General features: G+C 56.2%; 10 protein-coding genes. 8 read left to right on the plus strand and 2 right to left on the minus strand.

The window, feature by feature from the left end; translation table 11 throughout:
- On the minus strand, positions 1 to 11,438 hold an 11,438-nt coding region (locus tag GH722_00735; protein ID MRG70279.1), incomplete at its 3' end, for a hypothetical protein.
- Positions 11,439 to 11,779: 341 nt separating this feature from the next.
- On the minus strand, positions 11,780 to 13,582 hold the full coding sequence (locus GH722_00740) for a class I poly(R)-hydroxyalkanoic acid synthase (GenBank protein ID MRG70280.1): 1,803 nt from the start codon (positions 13,580 to 13,582) through the stop codon (positions 11,780 to 11,782).
- A gap of 68 nt (positions 13,583 to 13,650) precedes the next feature.
- Here GH722_00740 and GH722_00745 point away from each other — a divergent pair, with 68 nt between their 5' ends.
- From GH722_00745 to GH722_00780, 8 genes are all read left to right on the plus strand, one after another.
- Entirely contained in the window at positions 13,651 to 14,106 is a 456-nt protein-coding gene (locus tag GH722_00745; GenBank protein ID MRG70281.1) for a carbon monoxide dehydrogenase, read from the plus strand.
- 129 nt (positions 14,107 to 14,235) lie between these two features.
- Positions 14,236 to 14,703 carry a 2Fe-2S iron-sulfur cluster binding domain-containing protein gene (locus GH722_00750; protein MRG70282.1) on the plus strand — a complete coding sequence of 156 codons (468 nt, stop codon included), beginning with the start codon at positions 14,236 to 14,238 and terminating at the stop codon, positions 14,701 to 14,703.
- Between the two features lie 4 nt (positions 14,704 to 14,707).
- Positions 14,708 to 17,083 (plus strand): molybdopterin-dependent oxidoreductase, encoded by a 2,376-nt coding sequence (locus GH722_00755; protein MRG70283.1) that lies wholly within the window; start codon positions 14,708 to 14,710, stop codon positions 17,081 to 17,083.
- Between the two features lie 12 nt (positions 17,084 to 17,095).
- Complete coding sequence (locus tag GH722_00760) at positions 17,096 to 17,890, plus strand: carbon monoxide dehydrogenase (GenBank protein MRG70284.1); 795 nt, start codon at positions 17,096 to 17,098, stop codon at positions 17,888 to 17,890.
- Between the two features lie 73 nt (positions 17,891 to 17,963).
- Positions 17,964 to 18,890 (plus strand): AAA domain-containing protein, encoded by a 927-nt coding sequence (locus GH722_00765; GenBank protein MRG70285.1) that lies wholly within the window; start codon positions 17,964 to 17,966, stop codon positions 18,888 to 18,890.
- 4 nt (positions 18,891 to 18,894) lie between these two features.
- Positions 18,895 to 20,154, plus strand: coding sequence for a VWA domain-containing protein (locus GH722_00770; protein MRG70286.1), 1,260 nt, complete (start codon positions 18,895 to 18,897; stop codon positions 20,152 to 20,154).
- Entirely contained in the window at positions 20,136 to 20,465 is a 330-nt protein-coding gene (locus GH722_00775) for an XdhC family protein (protein MRG70287.1), read from the plus strand. Before GH722_00770 ends, GH722_00775 begins: the two co-directional genes overlap by 19 nt.
- On the plus strand, positions 20,462 to 21,169 hold the full coding sequence (locus GH722_00780; GenBank protein MRG70288.1) for a xanthine dehydrogenase: 708 nt from the start codon (positions 20,462 to 20,464) through the stop codon (positions 21,167 to 21,169). The genes GH722_00775 and GH722_00780 overlap by 4 nt, the downstream gene beginning before the upstream one ends.
- The last annotated feature ends 4 nt before the right edge of the window (positions 21,170 to 21,173 follow it).

A 21,173-nucleotide genomic window follows, 5' to 3' on the forward strand; every position in this document is an offset into this window, starting at 1 on the left:
TCATCACCGCTGCCTGCATTGATCGAATCTGCGCCCGTGCCACCGTCGATGGTGTCGTTGCCCGTACCGCCGATGATTGAGTCCGCATCTGCACCACCGCTGATGCTGTCGTCACCTGCGCCCGCATCAATCGTATCGGTTCCACCGGCACCAATGATCGAGTCATCACCGCCACCGCCCAGAATGCTGTCCGCATCCGCGCCGCCATCGATAATGTCGTTACCCGTGCCGCCATCAATGGTGTCCGTTCCGGCACCACCAAGAATAGAGTCTGCACCCGCATCACCAGTGATGCTGTCTGCACCGGTGCCGCCGTCGATAGTGTCGTTACCCGTGCCGCCGATAATCGAGTCTGCGTCCGCACCACCGTTAATGCTGTCATCGCCAGCACCGGCATCGATCCGGTCTGTACCGGCACCGCCGAGGATCGAGTCATCACCTGTACCGCCGGTAATGCTGTCCGCACCGGCACCACCGTCGATAATGTCGTTACCGGCACCACCAATCAACGAGTCATCACCATCCATACCAAGGATGGAGTCAGCGCCTATAGCACCATCGAGCGTGATGGATTCACCATCTTTCGCTGTCAGGCTGTCATCTGCAGATGTGCCGATGACATGTTCGATATCCCGGATCACATCGTTACCGGCACCAGCTGTCGCCGTGTCATTCGACAGGTCAACAGTCACCGCATCGGTAATATTCGCATAATTCAGGATATCCGCACCGGCATCACCGTCATAAACGTCATTACCGGTTCCCGCGAAGATTGTATCGTCGCCTGTTCCCGCATTGACCGTCACCGACCCGGCATTATCCGTGATCGTGTCGGACTGTGTCGAAGCGATAAAATGCTCGATTTCATCGAAGGTATCCGAGCCTTCACCGGTAACCGTGCCACTTTCATTCGTGATCGTCGCCGTAATCGCAGACGCTGAATTCACAAAGGTCAGCGTATCCTGACCGGTTCCGCCATTGATCGTGTCATTACCCAGGTTGCCTTCGATGAGGTCATCGCCCTCATTACCAAACAGCGTATCGTCACCGGAATTACCCGTCAGACTGTCATTACCGGTGCCGCCGGAGACTTCATCATTGCCCGCGCCCGCATCAATGTGATCCGCCCCGCCGCTGCCGAGGATGCTATCATCCGCAGAGGAACCCGTGATCGTGTCGTCGTGATTACCTGAAACAAAGACTTCAACACCGCTGAAGCTGTCAGACCCAAGGCCGGTCACGGTACCTGCATCATCACCTGAGAAGGTAACGGTCAGACCGCCGGTCGCTTTCTCTGTATAGGACAGCGTATCCGTGCCGGAACCGCCGAGGATGCTTTCATCCGACGTATTTGCATTGATCGTATCGTCACCGACACCACCATCCAGCGTCAGCGCATCGGCACCTGTGCCACCTGTAATCGTGTCGCCAAAGGCAGACCCGACAATACGCTCGAAGCCCGAAATCGTATGTGTACCAAAGCCGCTGGCCAAGCTGTTCTCGATATCAATCGTCACAGCAGACGTTGCCGCGCCAACGCCCGTATCACTGAAGGTCAGGGTATCGCCCAGACCATCATGACCATCAAGCGTGTCACTACCTGTACCACCACCGAACGTATCATTTCCGTCAGAACCGATGACATGGTCGATACCGGAGACTGTATCCACTCCATCGCCCGAGATGGTGCCCGCATTGCCGTCGAGATTGACCGTAACCGGGCCGGAGACGGCGCCGAAGTCATAGAGGTCATTACCCGCACCGCCGACAACACTGTCATCACCGCGACTGGCATAAATCAGATCGTCGCCATCACCGGCGTCGATCACATCATTGCCGGTACCACTGTCGATCGCATCATTGCCTGTACCGGCGATGATGCTGTCCGCACCGGCACCGCCCGTAATCGAGTCAGCGCCCGCACCTGCATCAATAATATCGTCGCCATTCTGGCCGTGGATCAGATCGTTGCCCTGACCACCGAAGATGGTGTCATTACCGCTACCGCCCTCAATCGTGTCATTACCGACAAGCGAACTGTTCGAGTCATCACCATAAATGACATCGTCACCACCGAGACCAAAGATCGTATCGTTTCCGCCTTCACCATAGAGACGGTTACCGTAACCATCGTCATGGGTATTGGAATCGTCGCCAGTGATAAGGTCATCCTGATCCGAACCGGTCACATTCTCGATGCTTGAGAATTTATCGTACCCCTGATCGGCTCCAATATTCTGGTAGTCTGTTTCGCGAAGATCGATGGTGATGCCGCCGCCGGATGCAAATTTATAGCTAAGTGCATCGCGACCTTCGTCACCCTGAATGGAATCGTTCCCGCCGCTTGGTGCAAAGGTATCATCACCGCCAGACCCGATAAGGGTGTTACCAAGCGAGTCACCGTCCAGACCATCTGAAGCCGCCGTCCCCTTCACAACCTCAATGTCATAAATGCGGGAGGTGAAGGTGTCGTTGCCAAGGATATAGGTTGCCGTTCCGTAGGTTCGGGTATCGTCATCAACACCTGCTGCCAGATTGATCTGAAGATCATCCATAAAGGTGAAGTCGAGAAGGTCACCAGAACCGATACCGGAGCCACCCTCTGTGAGGTGATCACCATAGAAGGTGTCGTTACCGCCGGTTACAACAAACCGGTCATTACCGGAGCCGCCAACGAGAGTATCGTCATAGAGGCCTTCACTGGTGAGAGACTCGGACGAACCGCTTCCTGTCAGCCGGCCATCACCGACCAGCGTGTCATCGCCGGCATCCCCAAAGAGTGTATCGGAACCGCGGTTACCGAAAATCCGGTCCTGGTCATTACCGCCATAAATCGTGTCATTGCCGCCATTGATAGAGTCGTTACCATCGCCGAACAGCGTATCGTTTCCGGCAAGCCCCCGCAGCTCGTTGCTGAGAGTATCGCCGGTGATCAGATCACCGAATGCACCACCGATCAGACCTTCGATATTGATGAAATTATCAACACCATCGGCACCACTGGACGTCCCGCTGCCGGCATTATCGGTCAGCGTGACTGTGACGGCGCCCGCTGCATTCTGGTAGGAAGCAAAATCACGCCAGTCTGCATCGAACACACCTTCAATGATATCGTTACCGGCACCACCGACCAGCGTGTTAAAGCCGCCATTACCATCCAGCGATTCGTCACCGCCCCAGGCGATCAGAGTATCGTCGCCACCCCAGGCGATCAGGGTATCGTTACCACCACGGGCAATCAGCGTATCGTTAGAGCCGACCGAGGCACCGCTGTCGCCATCGTCAATGAGGTTATCACCATCGCTACCGCGCAGCTTGTCGGCATAAACAGAACCTTCTGCGTTCTCGACATTATCCAGCTCTGCCAGATTAACGACGGTTGTCCCCGCCGTATTCAGACGGTTAACCGTGCCGCTTTCCGGCCCGCGTGCGCTGAGGTCAATCGTTACGGCTGAATTGGCGTTTGCAGCACTGACCGTATCATTGCCGGCACCACCATCAATGATATCAGTTCCGCCTTCACTGAAACCAATCCAGTCATCACCGGACCCGCCATCAATGGTATCCGTACCGCCGCTGCCACCAGCCAGGCTGTCATTACCGGCTTCACCGAAGATTGTGTCATTGCCGACACCCGCAATAACGGAATCATCGCCCGCACCGCCATAAATTGTGTCCTTACCGCCATCCGTTCCGATGATCAGGTCATTACCGTCACCGCCCGACAGCGTATCGTTACCGGCGCCACCATTCAGCGTATCGTCACCGGCACCACCTTCAAGCAGATCATTACCGCCAAGGCCGGCTTCCAGATGGTCATTACCATCGCCGCCAACCAGCGTGTTTGCCGACGTATTACCGGTCAGACTGTCATCACCTGCTTCACCTGCAAGGTAGTCAGAACCGCCGCTGCCGCCATAAATCACGTCATTACCGGCACCGCCACGAATGGTATTGGTTTCTGTGTTCCCGGTCAGGCTGTCATCTGCCTGGCCACCAATCAGACCTTCGATGCTAATCAGACTGTCTGTGCCGTCAGCGCCCGTGTTCTGGCTGCCTGTTTTTGTCAGATCGACAGAAACCGAGGCTGTTGCCTCAGAATAGGACGCATAATCGAAGCCGGTACCGCCATTGATGGTGTCATTGCCCTTGCCACCTTCAAGCGTGTCATTGCCGGCAAGACCCAGCAGCGTGTCAGAATTCGCGCTGCCGGTGATTGTATCGCCGCTGCTTGTTCCTTCGACGATCTCGAACCCTGCAAGAGAGTCCGAACCCTGTCCGGTCGCGACACCGTTGCCCAGATGCACATTCACAGCTGAACCGTCGAGATTGAAGACCAGCTTGTCTGCCGTGCCAGCCCCCCCGTTCAGCGAGTCATCGCCAAGGCCACCATTGATGGTGTCATTACCCGCATTACCGAGCAGCGTTTCATTTGCCGCACTACCAGTCAGCGTATCATTACCCGAACCGCTGTTGATGACCTCGACCGAGGTCAGCTTGTCTGCGCCATACTGGGCAGACGTAACCGTTTCATTTGCCAGATTAACCGTAATCCCGGTTGTCGCGCCGCTCAGGTTGACCTGATCAACGCCCGCACCACCGAGGATCGTGTCGGAGCCGGCATCCATATTGAAGGTATCGTTGCCCGAACCACCAACCAGCGTGTTGCTGGCGGCGTCACCGCTGAGCAGATCCGCGAAATTCGAGCCGATAACACCATCGATATTGACCAGTGTGTCAGTCCCGGCACCGGTATTCTGCCCGCCCGTATTTGACAGGTCTACCGTAACACCACTTGTCGACCCCTGATAGGAGGCAAAGTCGATGCCGCCGCTGCCACCACTGATGAAGTCGTTCCCAAGACCACCTTCCAGCGTATTGTTGCCGGCAGACCCTGTCAGACTGTCATTCGAGGCGGAACCAATAGCATTTTCAATTCCCGTGAGCACATCAGTCGAGCCCGAATCATAGCTGGCCTGACTGTCGCCAAGGTTGAGAACAACACTGCCGGTGCTCCAGTTATAATCGGCCGTATCACCCGCCCCGGAACCACCTTCAAGGGTATCATTACCGCCACCACCACGCAGCGTGTCATTACCCGCACCGCCGGTCAGCCGGTTGGCCGAGGAGGTTCCTGTCAGCAGATCGGCATTTGCCGAGCCCACCAGATTTTCAAATCCGGAGAGAGCATCCGTCCCGGCACCCTGCGTATTCTGTGCACCGCTTGTGGACAGATCGACCGTAACACCGGTTGATCCCGAAAGATTGGCGTAGGAGAGCGTATCGTTGCCAGAACCACCGATCAGGCTGTCATCACCACCAATATCCAGCACCAAATCATTACCGGCACCTGCATCAAGAGTCTGGGAACCGGCAGTACCAATCAGGGTATCTGCGCCCGAGCCGGTCACAACATGTTCGAAGGAGGTAATTGAATAGGCTGAGCCGGTTGTGCTGAGCGTATTGTTGCCAAGATCAACGACAACCGAGCCGGTTGCCGAAACGGTTACCCGGTCAGTTCCCGCACCACCGTCAAGCGTGCCTGAACCACCGGAAATGGTGAAGCTGTCACCCTGCGCCGAACCTGTAACCAGTTCGATATCCTGCAGCGTATCAGTGCCTTCACCAATCACCGTATCGTCGCCACTGGTCAGGCTGACTGTTACAGCACCTGTGGAGTCCGCATAGGATGCCAGGTCATTACCGCCAGCACCGGAAATCAGGTCGTCGCCCTGACCACCGACAAAGGTTTCGTTTGAGGCGCTGCCGGTCAGGGTATCGTTGTTGCCGGAACCGACAACGACTTCAAACCCGGAAATCGAATCCGTGCCTTCACCCGTTGCAATACTGGTTGCCAGATTGACCGTAACCGACCCGGTCGAATTGGCATAAGACAGGGTGTCTGAGAGAGCGCCACCTGCGAGAGAATCGTCACCGGCACCGCCTTCAATGAAGTCAGCTCCGTCGCCGCCCAGTATCGTATCATCGCCATCACCACCCCGAAGAGTATCGGCACCTTTGCCGCCTGTCAGGATGTCATTACCGCCGGCACCGCTGATGATGTCGTTCCCTGAGCCGCCATCAAGGTTTTCATCTGCCCCACTGCCCAGAATGCTGTCGGCATGGCTGCCCGCGATGACAGACGAGAAGTTACTGATGACATCATTGCCATCACCACCCGTCGCCGAGCCAGCAGCAAGGTCGACTGTTACCGCACTGGTAGCCGTGCTGTAGTCCACCGTGTTGGCGCCATCATTACCATCAAGCGTATCGTCACCAAGACCGCCGCGGATCGTGTCATTTCCGGCGCCCCCCTGGATAACGTTGGAATTCGCATCGCCGGTAAGACTGTCGTTTCCGGCACCACCTGTCAGGTTTTCAATACCGGAGAGCGTGTCCGAACCGGCACCACCGCTGGCAGAGCCCGTGGAAAGGTTGACCGTCACCGCCGTTGACTGATCCGAATAATCAGCAAGGTCAACGCCATCCCCACCGATCAGCGTATCGGCACCTGCGCCACCCCTGAGTGTGTCGGAACCAGCACCGCCGGACAGCAGATTCGCCCCTGCATCACCGGTCAGTGTGTCGTCAGAAGCCGACCCGATAACGGCTTCAAAGCCGGAGATCGTATCATTACCCGCCGCACCTGAGGTCAGACCGGTGGACAGATCAACAGCGACGGCACCTGTTACCGCGCTGTAGCTGAGTGTATCGCTGCCAGCACCACCAGCAATCGTATCATTGCCCAGATTGGCAATGACAAAGTCATTACCCGCACCAGCATTAATGGCATCATTACCTTCACCGGCATCAATCGTGTCGGAAGCCGCGCTACCCGTGACGCTGTCTGCATAAGAGGTTCCGATAACCGCTTCGATATTTTGCAGCGTATCATTACCGCCAGCACCGGTTACCGCACCTGTCGACAGGTTAACCGTCACGGCACCGGTTGCATCAGCATAAGTCACCGTGTCGTTTCCGACACCGCCATCGATAACGTTATTCACCCCGTCGTCACCGGCGACACCATGCTTGCCGGACAACAGGTCATCAAAGCCGGAACCCTGGATATTCTCGATGCTGACCAGTGTATCTGACCAGCCCGTCCCGGAACTGTTGGCATCATTCAGCGACGCCGTCACACCGGACAGGCTGTTGATATAGCTCAGCGTATCGCTGCCAGCACCGCCATTAAGGTAATCACTGCCGGCACCGCCCTGCAGAATATCATTGCCATCACCGGCCAGCAGGGAGTCGTTGCCCGAACCACCTTTCAGCGTGTCATTACCGGCACCGCCGGCATAAACCTCAAAGCCATCAAACCTATCGGTTCCGGCTGACCCGCTGACGGAGCCGGTGGATACATCAATGAAGACTCCAGACGACACATTGGCATAAGACAGCGTATCAACACCGTCCCCGCCAACCAGAGAATGCCCGGCCAGCCCGCCGGTCAGAGTATCTCCCTGCGCGGAGCCTATGACCCCTTCAATATTCGACAGAGTATCCTGGCCAACACCCGTGCTCTGGCCAGAAGTGACCGACAGATCGACGGTGACACCGCTGGTTGCGCCCGCATAAGAGGCAAAGTCGAAACCTGCACCCCCATTGATCGTGTCATCACCCAGGCCGCCTTCAAGAGTGTTATTCCCGCTGGAGCCGGTAATGACATCGTTGAAAGCCGAACCAATGGCATTTTCAATACCTGAAAGGCTATCCGTACCGCCGGAATAGGTAACTTTCTGCGAAATTACGGTCGTGCTTGAAAGATCAATCGTAACCGACCCGCCAGACCAGCCATAACTGACAAAGTCACCGGCACCCGCGCCGCCAACAAGGCTGTCACTTCCACCACCGCCCGAGAGCGTGTCATTACCCGAGCCACCCTGAATCAGGTTCGCAGAACTGTCGCCGCTGAGCATATCTGCAGCGCTGCTGCCAGTCAGATTCTCAAAACCCGCGATCACATCCGTGCCGAGCCCGCTGGCCGTACCAGCCGCGAGATCCACTGTGACACCTGTTGTCGATGTCGAGAAGCTCAGGGTATCGTTCCCCGCACCACCGGTCAGCGAGTCATCACCGGCATCACCAAAGACAGTGTCATTGCCACCGGATGCATCAAGAATATTGGCGCCCGCGTCGCCGCGAATAACATCGCCAAAACCCGACCCGATGATGTTCTCAATACCGGACAGACTGTCTGACCCGGCAGAACCGGTAGCTGTACCGTTCGCCAGATCAACGCTGACAGCCGCCGACTGATTACTGTACGAAAGCGTATCCGAACCAGCATCACCAAACAGCGTATCGTTGCCGGCGTCAGAGATGAAAAGATCGTCCCCGTCCCCCCCGAAAAGGGTGTCGGCACCGGCACCGCCGTCAATCGTGTCGTTGCCGACCTTGCCTGACAGAATATTTGCGGCAGAACTGCCGGTCAGGATGTCATCAAAATTCGAACCGGTAACGGCTTCAATTGAGATCAGCGTATCGGCCGCATCGCCACCACCAGTTACAATCGTGGTGCCTGTGCTGAGATTCACCGAGACGCCGGCACCCTCCCCAACAAAGCTGACGGCGTCAAAACCGGCACCACCGTCGAGCGTATCACCACCGCCATGGCCAATCAGGACGTCATCACCGGCACCACCGATCAGCGTATCGGCGCCCATTGCGCCAAGCAGCAGGTCATTGCCGGCACCGCCGGAAATAGAAGCCGCCGGACCGGATGTGAACAGGAAGTCATCACCCGAGGATCCCGCACCAAAATCGGCAGAAGGACTGGAGGAAAAGAAATACTGACCGGTAACGCCATTATCCTCATAAATCAGGCTGGTAACGGAATAATTGGAGAAATGGTTGAGGACGCGCATGGAATGCACATCAGAACCGCCGGAATTTGACAGGAAGATAATGTCATCACCGGCCTTGTAAGCCGACAGCAGGCCAAAGGAACCGGTGATCATGATAGCGTCGCCGGTTGTCCCCGCACCGTCGCCCTGAATAATCAGGTCATGGCCTTCGGAAATCTGCAGGACATCGGAACCGGCGCCGCCCTCCAGTGTATCATTACCCAATCCACCGCTCAGGGTATCAACGCCGGTCTGGCCCCGGAGATGATCATCACCCGCACCGCCAACAAGGCTGTCATTCCCGAGACCGCCATAGATCGAGTCACTCCCGCCACCGCCATCAATGACATCATCGCCACTGCCGCCAAACAACGTATCCGCACCGTCTGCGGACTGAATGCTGTCGTTACCGGCACCCGCATCAAGATGAAATCCGATGGAATCATTACCCGAAACCTGGGTAACCCGGTCATTACCTGCTGACAAATAGATCAGGTCACTTTCCGGCAGAGAATAAGTTGCTGTACCGTTACTGACCGTTCCAACAGAGCCAGAGCCGTTCAGCTCAACCGTAACACCTGTGCTGTACAGCTCAAAAGAAAGGGTGTCGGAGCCATCACCGCCCGAAAACTCGTTGGTCCCGGAGCCAGCACCCAGATTGAAGACCCGGCTGCCAACAACATTGTTGGAAACTGTGGGTTCTGCGGCAGTTGTCGCAAGGCCAACCAGCAGCTTGTCATCACCAGCGCCACCCGAATAGGTGTCGTTACCACCACGATCAATCAGCAGGTCATCACCGGCCCCGCCAAAGATGGTATCGTCACCGGAATATCCATCCAGCGTATTGGCTTCGTCACCACCGGTAATCGTATCGTTACCGGCACCACCGATTATATTCTCGATGCTGATCAGCGTATCATTGCCAATTTCATTTGCAGCGCCGGAAGCCGTGTCATTGCCCAGATCGACCGTGATCGAGGTATTGGCACTCATATAGAAAACCCAGTCGTCCCCTTCGCCACCGTCGTAGGTGTCGTCACCGAGTCCGGTGCCACCAATAATCGTATCACCGCCGGTTCCGCCGGAGACAAAATCGTTACCGGCATCGCCGGTCAGAATATCATTACCTAAGCCGCCGATGACAACGTCACCACCGCCACCGCCAAGCACCAGGTCACTACCGCCGCCGCCATCCAGCGTATCATCACCAGCACCACCGAAAATGGTTTCACCCGTCGTACTACCGACAAATGTTCCGTTAATCGGGCCAAAGACGGTCTGAACAACTTCCTGCTCAACAACGCCGCCGACGATTGAATTATCACCATCCTGCATGCCGGACGACGCATCGCCGGCACTGATCGAGCCGACATCAACACCGCCGACAGTTTCAATTCCCTGGTTACCGACATAATCACCACCGGTAACCACATCGATCTCGCCCTCCTCAGGCGCTCCCGACAAATCCGGTCCGAACGCCTCTGGTTCCGCCTCAAGCTCACCTTCCAGAACCGGCGGTCCTGCAGCCTCTTCAAGCGCGACCTCTTCGCCTTCGCCCTCCTCCGCCTCTTCCGGAGTTTCCTCTCCCTCAAGGGCCTCTTCCGGAACCGGCGGACCGGCTTCGTCTTCCGGCGCATCAGGACCAGCCTGATCATCATTCTCATTGCCGGCATTGCCGGAATCAAAAGTGTTCTGAGGCAAGGACCGCAGAGCGGGCGCAAATGTCTGTTCAAACTGCTGCGCGGAAACCGTGAAGGTCTGAACCGGCGGCACGTTGATACCGAGAACCTGAGTCGCCTGGAACGGCTGGTTCAGAATCTGAACACCGGCATCGTTGTAAACGGCGATTTCACCGACCTGACCGTCACTTTCCTGCGTCAGAACAACCGTCAGTGTCTGACCATCACCAAGGTCAATACCGCCCTTCGTTCCACGAATACCGATTGTCGCGACAGGTGTCTTGACCTGCATCGCATCAACGCCGGTCTTGGAAATCTTGCCCGAGACAAACGAGAACACACCCTGAACCAGAGAGAAGCTGGACGAACCACTTTCTGTGTTCGGATCATAAATCAGCTCGTCCAGTACCATCGTCCCGTCGGCACCCAGCGAGAAAGTCGTGTCGTCGACAAAAACAATCCCGACCGCACCATCACTGCCGGTCTCAAGCTGATCCCCCTGATAGATCGGATCGCCTGCCATCAGCTCAACCTGAGTGCCATCAAGACGAATGGCGTAAACTTCACCCTCAGCTGATTCCACACGACCGATAGGCTGGGCTTCCGCATCCGACGCCCCGGCCTGTGCGACCTGACCGGGAGCAAGCGGCCCGGCAAGCCGACTGGCAAGTGCACCTTCAATCTTTGCGCCGGTAACAGACTGAATATCCGCGAGAGGTTCCTGAGCGAAATAATCCCGGATGACTACCGTTTTGCCATTGCCAAATTCCAGAACAATGTCATGGCCACTTCGGCTGAAATCAGCAGTCGCAGGCTGCAAACCATCAGGAAGAATTATCTTTCCCGAACTGTTTGTCTCAATTACGAGATCAGCGCCCCGTTCTGAACCGCCTGAATTTCCTGTCGCCATGTCACCCACCTGACAGCAATTTTGCTGCTTCCTGCCCCATCTCTGAGACCAATTCGGTCACCGGCACCTGCCGACGAGCCATTTGGAAAAACCCTCATCCTCTAAAATCCCGCAGTTTTCCGCTACTATCTACTCCAACGGACCACCGTCAGGGACTTCAATCACGCAATTGACCTTAATGCAGAAAGCTGCACAAACACACTATAACAAGATCACTTAAAGGATCTTATATCAATATTTCTGGAGGGATGTAGCCGACCGCCTAACCGGCAAATCTTCACGGCGATTCCATCCCGGGAACGGAACTTATCCGCTCCGCAGACCGGACGCAGTGATGGCAGTCACGCCTGAGTTTTCAGGACATATCGCCCCGGTGCCGGCTCGATAAAATACGCCATGGGACTCACCGGAACGGTATCTGCTTCAGAATTGCCGACAGCATCAAGGAAGCACTTCCAGCCAGGCCACCAGGAGCCTTCTTCACGAGGTGCATCAACCGGCAACTGCTCTGCGGGCACCCCATCTGCAAGTGCCGAAGTCAGGTTCCGGAATCCATATTTCTTCTGCCCCGGCGAATTGATTACACCGGCAACATGACCGCTTCCTGCAAGAACAAATTGCGGTGTACCGCCGACATTCCCGGCCCCTTTCCAGACAGACTGCCAGGGAGCAATATGATCATCTTCGGTCGCCAGAAAGAATGTCGGGCGATTGATCAGCCCAAGATCAATGGAGCGGCCGGCCAGACAAAGCGCTCCCGGCGATACCAGACGGTTACCCTCATACATATTCCGGAGATAGTAACTGTGCATTGCAGCCGGCATCCGGGTATTATCGGCATTCCAGTGCAGAATATCGAACGGCCTCGGGTCTCGTCCCATCAGGAAATGCTCGATAAAAAAGGACCAGAAGAGGTCTTTCGATCTCAGAAACGAGAAGACATCTGCCATTTCTCTGCCGTCCAGAAAGCCTGCCGATGCCATATGTTCATCAATCAGGGTCAGCACATCGGGTGAGATAAACGCCCCGATATCCCCAGGCTCGGAAAAATCGAGAAGCGTCGTCAGGAAACTATAGGACGAGGGGCCTTTTTCGCCTCCCGCAGCATACCAGGCTGCTGTCGCCGCCAGCAGCGTTCCGCCAAGACAATAGCCAACCGCATGATAAGCCGGAACCTCCAGCAACTCACATAGCCGCCGCCCCATCTCAACGGGGCCGGCAAGCATGTAGTCTTCAAAGTCGGTCTCAGCCAGTCCGGCATCAGGATTAATCCAGGACAGAACGCAGACTGTATGCCCCTGCTCCGTCAGCCACCTGATCAGGCTGTTTTGCGGCCGGAGATCAAGGATATAGAACTTATTGATCCAGGGCGGCACAATCATGACAGGCAAGGCGTTGGTCGGGCCGTTCTCAGGCTCATAAACGAGCAACTGGCAAAGCGCATTTTCAGCAATGACATAACCGGGGGTAACAGCGATATCACGCCCCGGCATAAAGGCCCCCGCCGGGGACATCGGAGCAACCAGCCTGCCTGTTTCCACGTCCAGTCGTTCAACAAGATTGCCTATCGATCTGACAAAACTCTCCCCGTCTGTTTCGACCAGATGTCGAAGCGCCGCAGGGTTGGTAAACAGACTATTGGCCGGACAAAGCGCCTCAGCAGACAGTCTCGTCAGAAATCTGCCCCGTACACCCTCCGCTGCATTATCTGATGCCAGTAATTCCGCAATCTCGGCCATACTTTCCGACAAGCGGTCATAAGTTCTGCGCAAATGCCGGAACCCCCGGTGACTCTGCCAGAACTCATCCGAAAACCGTCGGTCAGGAGATGTGGTATCGGTGCTGGAACTCTCTTCAGTCAGCGGCGCGGAGAAAATCTCAATCAGCTTATTATGCCAGACAGCCGCAACCTCCGGGTTATCGGCAACCCCCGCCCAGAACCTGCGCAGGGCATCTGCCTGCACATCCATCACTTGCGTCATGAAGGGGCGTTCTGCCGGCAAAGGAGCGCTGTCCCCGACAAGCTTGTCAAACAAGGCAGCCCCTGATTTCCGGCAGGACTGCCTCAATTCATCGCGGAGCAGATGATCATCCTGATCAGCCATCAGGAATACCATATGTCCGGTTTTGTTCTTGTATGACAACTGACCGATTGCAGTGTGGAACGCTCAAAGGTAGCCTCTCGCCAACAGATTTCTTGGAGAAGAATAGCATGGATATGTCAGGTGAGTACCGGATTCCCGCCTCAAGGGAAACCGTTTGGCAGGCCCTTAATGACCCGGATGTCCTGCGGGAATGTATCCCCGGCTGTGACAGCCTGGATAAAACATCCGAAACCTCTTTCGAGGCTCGTGTGACAGCAAAGGTCGGGCCCGTTAAGGCCAAGTTCGGCGGCGAGGTTGAACTTTCTGACATCAACCCGCCCCAGTCCTACAAAATATCAGGGCAGGGAAAAGGCGGTGCGGCAGGCTTCGCCAAAGGCGGGGCTGAAGTCAGTCTTGAAGAAGTCGGTGACGAGACAATTCTGCGCTATGAAGTGAATGCCACAGTTGGTGGAAAACTGGCCCAGATCGGATCCCGTCTGGTCGACAGCACGGCCCGCAAGATGGCCGATCAGTTTTTCGGAAAATTCGTTGAAGTTGTCAGTGCAAAGGAAGCTGCGGGCTGACCGCTTGCAGTGGTTTCGGCACCCTGCCTTTGCTTGACGCAAGGCGCAGTGCCACCACATACTTCGTAACAAGTGCAGCCGGCAATCGGCGCAGACATTATAAGTGACACATAACTTAGGGAGGTTGCCATGAGCACCGTATCCATGACGGTGAACGGCAAGTCGGTATCGGCCGATGTCGAAGACCGCACATTGCTGGTTCAGTTGCTACGTGAACATCTGGGACTGACGGGAACCCATGTCGGCTGTGATACCAGCCAGTGCGGTGCCTGTGTCGTCCATGTAAACGGCACATCTGTAAAAAGCTGCACCATGCTGGCCGGACAGGCTGACGGCGCTGAAATTCAGACAATCGAAGGGCTGGCGAATGGCGATGAACTGCATCCCATGCAGGAAGCCTTTCGTGACAATCACGGCCTGCAATGCGGCTTCTGCACACCCGGCATGGTGATGAGCGCCGTCGATCTGGTGAAAGAAAATGCCGATCCGAGTGACCAGGAAATTCGTGAATGGCTGGAAGGCAATCTTTGCCGTTGCACGGGGTATCAGAACATCGTGAAGGCCATCAAGGCCGGCGCGGCTGCAATGAGGAGTTAAGATTATGCCAGATGATGGAATCGGCGCATCAGTACTTCGCAAGGAAGACTTCCGCTTTCTGACCGGTCGCGGCAATTACACCGACGACATCAACCGCCCGGGGCAGACCCATGCTGTCATCTTGCGCTCCCCTCACGCCTTCGCAAAAATTAACGGCATCGATATCTCCGCAGCCAAGTCGGCTCCCGGCGTTGTTGCTATCTTCACCGGCGCGGACATGGCTGCCGACGAGATTGGTGGCCTGCCCTGCGGATGGCTGATCCACAACAAGGACGGCTCGCCGATGAACGAACCGGGGCATCCCCCGCTCGTCACTGACCATGTCCGTCATGTTGGCGATCAGGTTGCCGTGGTCATCGCAGAAACCCGGTCTCAGGCCCGTGACGCTGCGGACCTGATCGAAGTCGATTACGAGGTCCTGAAAGCCTGCGTCGATACCGCTTCTGCTGACAAGGACGATGCGGCACAGGTCTGGCCCGGTATTGCTGAAAACAACACCTGCTATGACTGGCATCTTGGTGAAAAAGACGAGGTTGAGTCAGCCTTCGCCAAGGCAGCGCATGTCACCTCCGTTGATATCGTCAATAACCGGCTTGTGGCCAACCCCATTGAACCCCGGGCCGCTGTTGCAGAATTTGATACGGCCACCGGTGATTACACCCTGTTCACAACAAGCCAGAATCCGCATGTCATCAGACTGCTGATGGGCGCGTTCGTGCTCAACATTCCTGAACACAAGCTGCGTATTGTCGCCCCCGATGTCGGTGGCGGATTCGGGTCGAAGATTTTCCATTACGCAGAAGAAGCCATTCTGACCTGGGCATCGGCAAAGGTACGCCGTCCGATCAAATGGACTGCCGACAGGTCTGAAAGCTTTCTGAGCGACGCACAGGGCCGGGATCACGTCACCCATGCTGAACTCGCCATGGATGCGAACAACAAGATCATCGCATTCCGGGTGAACACAAAGGCAAATATGGGGGCATATCTCTCTACCTTTGCGTCCTGTGTTCCGACCTATCTCTATGCAACGCTGCTTTCCGGTCAATATGCGATCCCGCATATCTATGCCGAAGTAAAGGCGGTCTTTACCAACACGGTTCCGGTTGACGCCTATCGTGGTGCCGGACGGCCTGAAGCGACTTATGTCGTGGAACGCGTCGTTGATCTGGCCGCACGTGAACTGGGTATGGATCCGGCAGAATTCCGGCGGCTGAACTTTGTCGCGAAAGATGCCTTCCCCTATCAGACCGCGGTCGCCCTGCAATATGATATCGGTGACTATGAGGCTTCCCTCGATGAAGCCTTGCAGGCGTCCGATTATGCAGGCTTCCCGGCACGGAAAGCCCAGTCCGAAGCCAATGGAAAACTGCGTGGTATCGGTCTCTGTTCCTACATCGAAGCCTGTGGCATTGCGCCAAGTGCGGTTGCAGGTGCGCTCGGTGCCCGGGCCGGTCTTTTTGAAACCGCCAATGTCCGGGTCAACCCGACCGGTTCCGTCACCGTTTTCACGGGCTGTCATTCCCATGGTCAGGGGCATGAGACGACCTATGCCCAACTGGTCGCTGACCGGTTGGGAATTCCCGTCGGCAATGTCGCTGTCGTTCATGGTGATACCGGGAAAATCCCCTTTGGTATGGGCACCTACGGCTCCCGGTCTCTCGCCGTTGGCGGCTCGGCCATCGTGAAGGCAATGGACAAGATCGTGGCCAAGGCCACCAAGATTGCAGCACACATGCTGGAATCATCGGAATCGGATATCGAGTTTGTTGACGGCGCGTTCAACGTCAAGGGAACCGACAAGTCCCTGACCTTCGGTGAAGTTGCTCTTTCCGCCTATGTTCCACACAACTATCCGCACGAAGACGGGGTTGAGCCGGGACTGGATGAAACAGCCTTTTATGATCCGGCAAACTTCACGTTCCCCGCAGGTACCTATGTCTGCGAAATCGAAATTGACCCGGAAACCGGCGTCATCGACGTGGTCAGCTTTACTGCGGCTGATGATTTCGGTGTCATCGTCAATCCGATGATTGTTCAGGGTCAGGTTCATGGTGGTGTCGCCCAGGGTCTTGGCCAGGCACTGCAGGAGAACTGCGTCTATGACAGCGACGGCCAGTTGCTGACCGGCTCCTACATGGATTACTGCATGCCGCGGGCTGATAACCAGCCGATGACATTCAACCTGAACATCCATGACGGAACCGCCTGTACCCATAACCCGCTGGGTGTGAAGGGTTGCGGTGAAGCTGGTGCCATCGGTTCTCCTGCTGCCCTGATGAACGCCGTCTATGACGCCCTCGGACAAGACCTGCAAATGCCGGCAACAGCCCAGAAAGTCTGGAACCTGTGCCAGTCCCTCAAAGCCGCTGCTGAATAAGGAGGCAGAAACATGTATGATTTCACCTACAGGAAAGCTTCCTCACCCGATGAAGCAGCGAAGGCATTCGCATCCGCAGACGACGCCACCTATATGGCTGGCGGCATGACGCTGATTCCAACACTGAAGCAACGTCTGGCCAGTCCGTCAGATGTTATCGACCTTGGACCGGCCTCTGAACTTGCCGGTATCAAGGCCGGCGGCAACAGCATCACGATCGGTGCCATGACGACCCATGCGACGGTGGCTGCCTCGGCAGACGTCCGTAATACCATTCCGGCGCTGGCATCTCTTGCCGGCGGTATCGGCGATCCGGCCGTCCGCCACCGGGGCACCATCGGCGGATCGGTTGCGAACAATGACCCGGCTGCCGACTATCCCTCAGCCGTGCTTGGTCTGGGAGCCACGGTTCACACCAACAAGCGGGACATTGCTGCCGACGATTTCTTTGTCGGCATGTTTGAAACCGCCCTTGAAGAAGGTGAACTGATTACCGGCTTTACATTTCCACTGCCGGAAACTGCGGCCTATTCAAAATTCCCGAACCCGGCATCACGCTATGCCGTTGTTGGTGTTTTTGTCGCCAAAACCGGATCCGGTGTGCGTGTTGCCGTCACCGGTGCAGGACCGTCGGTTTTCCGCGCCACGGAAATGGAAGCAGCACTGAGTGTTGATTTCTCAGCCAAGGCACTTGATGGCATCACGGTTGACGCCAGCGGCCTGAATAGCGATATCCATGCTTCAGCCGAATATCGCGCCCATCTGGTTGGTGTTATGGCAAAACGGGCTGTTCAAGCAGCCGCCTGATATACCGACCTGGCGAACTATAGACGGCGGCGGTCCCTGACCGCCGCCGTTTGCCGTTCAGGAAAGCAGAGAAATGACACTTGAAGATCCGATAAAAACTGTCGACGCGACCTCCAACCTCCTTCGTTCAGGCAATTATCTGGCCGACCGGTCACTTGCCACGGCCATCCATCTGGCACTCAAGCTGAAACGACCGCTTTTCCTTGAAGGCGAAGCCGGGGTTGGAAAGACAGAGATCGCCAAGGTACTGAGCGCCACGCTTGGACGTAATCTGGTCCGGCTGCAATGCTATGAAGGCCTTGATGTCAGTTCCGCCGTTTATGAATGGAACTATCCGGCCCAGATGGTTGAAATCCGTCTGGCCGAAGCAGCCGGCGATGCCGGTCGCGATCAGCTGGCATCCGCCATCTTCAATGAACGGTTTCTGATTGAACGCCCCATCCTGCAAGCCCTTCGCCCTGACAGGAAAGGCCCGCCGGTCTTGCTGATTGATGAACTGGACCGGGCCGATGAGCCGTTTGAAGCCTTTCTTCTGGAGGTGCTTTCGGATTATCAGGTGACGGTGCCTGAACTGGGACCGATTGTTGCCGCCGAACCGCCGATCGTGATCATCACTTCAAACCGGACGCGCGAGATCCATGACGCGATCAAACGCCGCTGTTTCTATTACTGGGTGGACTATCCGACAGCTGAACGGGAAGCGGAAATTCTTGCCGTAAAAGCACCCGGCGCAAACGAAGCCCTGAGCCGCCAGATCGTTGCCTTCGTCCAGAAGCTCCGGGATGTGGATTTGTACAAGCTTCCGGGGATTGCCGAGACTATCGACTGGACGAATGCGCTGATGCAGCTCGATGTCATCGATCTTGATCCCGCGAGTGTCGATTCCACATTAGGTATATTGCTGAAATATCAGGATGACATCGAACGTCTGCGCGGCAGCGAGGCTATGAGCATCCTCAATCAGGTGAAGTCCGAAATTGCATCAGGTACGGCAGCCTGATCCGATGACAGGTGAAGACGTGACAGCGATCCGGCAACTACAGCAGGGGAAATCAGGCGGGCGTCTTACGGCCAACATCATGCATTTTGGCCGCGTTCTTCGGCAGGCAGGACTGCCGGTCGGTCCCGGCAAGATCATCGAAGCCGTACAGGCCGTCGAGGCCGTGGGCATCACCAACCGGGAAGATTTCTACTGGACCCTTCATGCCATTCTGGTGAATCGCCGGGATCAGAGGGAAATCTTTGACCAGGCATTTCATGTCTTCTGGAAGAATCCGCGCATTCTTGAACGCATGATGTCGTTGCTGTTGCCCGAGATGCGATTGCCCGGCAATGAAGAAGACAAAAGTCAGGAACTGAACCGGCGGCTTACAGAGGCACTTTATTCCAAATCTGCACAGGAAGAAGCCATCGAGAAAATGGAGGAAGAACTCAGGTTCGATGCCTTCATGACCTTCTCGGACCGGGATGTTCTTCAGGAAATGGATTTCGAAAAAATGAGCGCGGAAGAAGAAGCCCGCGCCCGACGCCTGATCCGTAAACTCTCTCTGCCACTGGCAGAAGTGCCGACCCGTCGCTTTCAGTCGGCACTGAACGGCAGGCGCGTTGACCTTCGCAAAAGCTTCCGGGCTGGTCTTGGCATGGGTGGTGAACTGATGCCACTGAGCCACAAGAAGCGGCGTACCCGAAAGCCTCCGCTCATCCTGCTTTGTGATATTTCCGGCTCCATGAGCCGTTATTCCCGGATGCTGCTCCACTTCATGCATGCGGTTTCGAATGACCGGGATCGCGTGCAATGTTTCGTTTTTGGCACCCGCCTGACGCACATCACCCGGCAGCTTAAATACCGTGATGTTGACGAAGCCCTCGCCAAAGTGGCTGAACAGGTCGAAGACTGGTCTGGCGGTACGCGGCTCGGGTCCAGTCTGGCCGAGTTCAATCAGGTATGGGGACGACGGGTGCTGGGGCAGTCCCCGGTCGTCCTGCTGATTACCGATGGGCTGGACCGGGATGCAGGGGCTGGTCTGAACAAGGAAATTGAACGCCTGCACAAATCATGTCGCTATCTGATGTGGCTGAACCCGCTATTGCGATATGATGGCTACCAGCCGAAGTCTCTCGGTGCCCAGGCCATGCTGCCGCATGTCGATGATCTGCGTTCCTGCCACAGCCTGAACAGCATCGACGAACTGGTCGCCGCAATCGGCACAATAGACACAGCCCCTCGCGGACAAACAAAAAACAAATGGGAGAGCGTCGCATGACCGAAGATGTTCTTGAAGTTGGCCGAAACTGGAAAACAGCCGGACAATCCGTCGCCATAGCAACCGTTGTCACGACATGGGGGTCATCCCCCCGACCCGTCGGCAGTCAGCTTGTCGTCAATGGCGACGGACAGTTTGTCGGGTCCGTGTCCGGTGGCTGCATCGAAGGCGCGGTTGTTCGTGAAGCCGTCGAAGTCATGACGGAAGGCAGTACCCGGATGCTGACCTTCGGCGTCAGTGACGAGGAAGCCTGGGATGTCGGGCTGGCCTGCGGCGGTAAGGTCGAAGTTTTTGTCGAGCCACTGGAATGAAACTCTCACTACTCAACGAATTACAGGGGCTTCGGGCACAAAAGATCCCGGTTGCCGTCCTCAGCAATCTGACGACAGGCCAGCAGGTACTGATTACAGCTGATAAAATTTCCGGTGACATGGAAACTTCAGACGCCATCCGGGAGCAGGCTCGCCAGCGCCTGAAGCATGATGCCAGCGGGCGACTTGATCGGACCGAAGATCAGTTATTCCTGCAATGCCACAATCCACCGCTTCGGCTCGTCATTATTGGTGCGGTGCATATTGCCCAGGCACTTGCCCCCGTTGCCGCCATTACCGGATATGAAGTCTGCATCATTGATCCCAGGCGCTCCTTTGCATCACCAGAGCGATTCCCCGGTGTTGAGGTGATCTGTGACTGGCCGGACGAAGCGCTTGAACGATTATCTCCGGATGCCCGTACAGCCGTCATTACCCTGACCCACGATCCGAAACTGGATGATCCAGCCCTGCATATCGCCCTGCGTTCCGATGCGTTTTATATCGGTTGTCTGGGCAGCCGGAAAACACATGGCCTGCGCTTGCAACGGCTCCATGATGCCGGCTTCAGCGATGCCGAGACAAACCGGATTCACGGGCCCCTTGGTCTGCCAATCGGTGCACGGTCACCTCAGGAGATAGCCATTTCCGCCCTGTCTCAGGTAATTGAGAAGCTGCACAAGCCAATGCCTGACGAAAGGTGAGTGA

The organism is Alphaproteobacteria bacterium HT1-32 (assembly GCA_009649675.1).
Lineage (GTDB): Bacteria > Pseudomonadota > Alphaproteobacteria > Rhodospirillales > HT1-32 > HT1-32.

Coding starts and splice junctions, on each gene's coding strand:
- GH722_00745 (MRG70281.1), top strand. CDS start 13,651: ATGGATATGTCAGGTGAGTACCGGATTCCCGCCTCAAGGGAAACCGTT.
- GH722_00750 (MRG70282.1), top strand. CDS start 14,236: ATGAGCACCGTATCCATGACGGTGAACGGCAAGTCGGTATCGGCCGAT.
- GH722_00755 (MRG70283.1), top strand. CDS start 14,708: ATGCCAGATGATGGAATCGGCGCATCAGTACTTCGCAAGGAAGACTTC.
- GH722_00760 (MRG70284.1), top strand. CDS start 17,096: ATGTATGATTTCACCTACAGGAAAGCTTCCTCACCCGATGAAGCAGCG.
- GH722_00765 (MRG70285.1), top strand. CDS start 17,964: ATGACACTTGAAGATCCGATAAAAACTGTCGACGCGACCTCCAACCTC.
- GH722_00770 (MRG70286.1), top strand. CDS start 18,895: ATGACAGGTGAAGACGTGACAGCGATCCGGCAACTACAGCAGGGGAAA.
- GH722_00775 (MRG70287.1), top strand. CDS start 20,136: ATGGGAGAGCGTCGCATGACCGAAGATGTTCTTGAAGTTGGCCGAAAC.
- GH722_00780 (MRG70288.1), top strand. CDS start 20,462: ATGAAACTCTCACTACTCAACGAATTACAGGGGCTTCGGGCACAAAAG.